Origin of the sequence: Rhodopirellula sp. UBA1907 (genome assembly GCF_002337565.1) — a bacterium.
Classification (GTDB): Bacteria; Planctomycetota; Planctomycetia; order Pirellulales; family Pirellulaceae; genus Rhodopirellula; species Rhodopirellula europaea.
Window position 1 is genome coordinate 453 of the sequence record NZ_DDGH01000001.1, and the last position, 2,802, is coordinate 3,254.

Consider the following 2,802-nt stretch of genomic DNA (forward strand, 5'->3'; position numbering starts at 1 on the left):
CGCTGAGTCCCTTCGGGCACACCTTCGTTGGTAGGCAACGTGCGTTGGCATTGGTACCATCTCTCGTGATTCAAACCCCACCGCTTCTGTAACGGCGGTGTCGTAAAAACCTTCCGTTGTGTGACCTAGATTTGCGGTTCGTCAACATCGCCTCGAATGACTCGGGCGATTTCAAGAAATCCTTCGATCCGCCGAAAGAAAATCACGGAGCTGCCAACGTACGTGGATCGAATCCTGTTCCCAAGTTCCGGACGCGCATCGCCGACGTCGGGATGCTCAGCTACCAACCGACACTTCTCTCGCAGCTTCTGAACCCATTGATGCGCCGCGCCTGGTTTATCGCGGGCAATGAATCGAGCAATCTGCTTGAGGTCTTCTTTCGATTCCGCAGAATACCGAAGTCTCGGCATGTTCTCAGCTTCCTTGCTGTTCGGCTTCTACCTTGTCAATTTCCGCGTTGATCTCGCTAAAAACGGTTTCTTCGTCGCAGGATTCACCCGCATCCAATTGCTTAACGCCTTTTTGAATCTCGCCTCGCAATTGCTCACGCCCCATCAGCAACTTGACACCTTCGACGATGGCATCTTGCTCGGAACTGTATCTTCCTTGGGCAACAAGGCCTTTCACGAAGTCATTGACTTCGCTTGGGAGGTTCAAATTCATGGTTTCACTCCGATGTGCTGGGGCACATAACATGGTTTTTACGCTTAGGCCCTTCGGGCACACTTTCGTTTTGATGCGAGCCTCGCTTCCATTGTACCATCAAATCCAGTAAATGGCATCGCTCGCTTCGTTTAGGGCGGCATCGTAGAAACCTTCCGTTGTGCGACCAGACCTATGCCAATCACTGAAGGCCGCTTTCGACGCGTTCATGGCGGGCTTCCTCATTGTGGCATCGTTGAACTTTCGGTTGAGCCGTCAGATTCGCCAACCGATATCTTTGTTCAATGCTCCGGCGCCGGCTGGATTCGCCAAGGCTCATTGGAGGACACGAGCGCTGACGGGTACGACGACTGGAAGCGAGGCGCGGTTCGTGGCGTCGAATTTGCGTTGACGGTTGCCGATCAACGTGCCGTCGTTGTGATCCGTCGAATCACTGGAATGATTACGGATACCAACCCGTCAATCGTCGCTGGGGCCGCTGCCTTGGCCATTTGGGACGCACTGGAGTTTACTTCTGACGAGACCGTTATCACGACTATGGAGTCCGTGGTTTTCCGAGGTTGGAAACGCGACAACTCTGACATTCCAACCGTGAACGAACTGCTTGGTCGCACAACTATTTAGAATTTGGGGTCAGCGAGGTACGAGCCTGAACCTAAATCCTTGTTCAAGGCGAGTCGCTTTGCGGTCGGGGCACGCCGGCGAACGTGCCCTAGTGGTTTTGTCCGTTGCTATGTGTTCTTGCGGAGGGTTTGGGAAGTGTTTCGGTTCGGGCTGATGACTTGAGCGGTCGCTTTTGATTCGGTGGACGGTGTTTCGAATTGGGTGATGACGTTGAACGTCAGTTCGAAATGCTCGAAGGGATGCCTTTGATTATATGTGAATTCGACGGGCGCGCAGGGACAGCGGCGTCACGGGTGAAGTGACTTTCAAAGCGGCATGTCGTTGGCACGGCGATCTTGATCATGGTGGTGCTCTGGCTGGCTGCGGCAGGGTTGTTGCGGCAGGTTGGTAACCCAGGTGGATCATCGGGCCGCCACAACTGGGACACTGCATCGCGACCGGTTCCGCCATCACGATCTGCTGGCTGCAAGCCAGTTCGTACTGGCACTGCAGCGAGACAGCGACCAGCCAGCGAACCTCTTCGATGGATCGCTTGCTACGTGCGTTGACGAATCCCGTGCGTTGACGAATCCATAGTGACGCTCACGATGAAAGCCAAACGGCAACACGTGCTGGAGCCAACGGCGAATGAACTCTTCCACACGTATTGGCATCGGCACGTACTGACGCGTTCGGCTGCGTTTGACTTGCAACGTCAAGTTGGCTTCTTCCAGCGACGCCGCTTCGTCGCACTGTGTGACGCTTCGCTTGGCCACCGCACCTCGCGTCACGTACGGAGCCAAGTACGCCATCGGGGATTCGCCGCTGCCGACCGCTTTGCTATCGACGACGAAGCGGCCTTTCCAGACATCGTTTGGAATCGAATCAAAGAAAGATTCGGATCGCAGTTTGTGTTTCAACTTGCCTCGAATCAACTGCTCCAGAATCTGCTCAGGCACGAACACGCTGGCCCGACTGCTTTGCCAAACGCCGATACCGTCGATGCTCCCGGAGGGAACCATGACGTGAACGTGCGGGTGGTAAACCGAACACGCATACTGAATCGTTCCCAAAGAGTCTTCTCGGCAAGCCATCACGGCGCGGAGGACCTTCCTCGGTTGGGCCGTTATTCGTGTTCCATGTTTCGCGATGTACTGATCGCCGTAGCGTTTCAGAACCATGGCAACGCCACTGACGAAAGACGCTGTTCGCTTTGGTCCCCGTTCATGATTTGAGCGACGATCAGCCTGGCTCTTTCGTCGCCCAGGCGTGTCAGGGGCAGGTAGGCCTCGGTTGTTTGCAAGTTGCGATTGAGGCCAACGAGAAGGCGACGTCTAAGGGGCGGCTCCTTTTGCCGAGCCCGATCGAGGTCGCACCGTCACAGGGAACCACCACCCAAAGAGGTCGTGCAGTTTTGAAGTGCCGTGCTCGCAAGGTTGAAATCACCCTCCTGAACGCAGTTGGGGAGGGACGGAATGTGAACGTTCAGCGAGAATTCCCGGCAAGGAAGTGGGCGCCGTTTCCCATGCTCGGCCC

General features: G+C 55.5%; 2 protein-coding genes and 1 pseudogene. All 3 read right to left on the reverse strand.

Annotated features, from left to right (window positions below):
• Nucleotides 1-125: 125 nt before the first annotated feature.
• Nucleotides 126-410: a type II toxin-antitoxin system RelE/ParE family toxin gene (locus B2R17_RS00010; RefSeq protein ID WP_008672152.1), complete on the reverse strand. Its 285-nt coding sequence runs from the start codon at nucleotides 408-410 to the stop codon at nucleotides 126-128.
• 4 nt (nucleotides 411-414) lie between these two features.
• Nucleotides 415-663: a ribbon-helix-helix domain-containing protein gene (locus B2R17_RS00015; RefSeq protein WP_008672154.1), complete on the reverse strand. Its 249-nt coding sequence runs from the start codon at nucleotides 661-663 to the stop codon at nucleotides 415-417.
• A 963-nt stretch (nucleotides 664-1,626) separates the two neighbouring features.
• Nucleotides 1,627-2,447, reverse strand: a pseudogene (locus B2R17_RS00020) (transposase).
• Nucleotides 2,448-2,802: the final 355 nt, after the last annotated feature.

Excerpts from the sequence above, each read along its gene's own strand:
- B2R17_RS00015 (WP_008672154.1), bottom strand. The coding sequence starts at position 663 with ATGAATTTGAACCTCCCAAGCGAAGTCAATGACTTCGTGAAAGGCCTT.
- B2R17_RS00010 (WP_008672152.1), bottom strand. The coding sequence starts at position 410 with ATGCCGAGACTTCGGTATTCTGCGGAATCGAAAGAAGACCTCAAGCAG.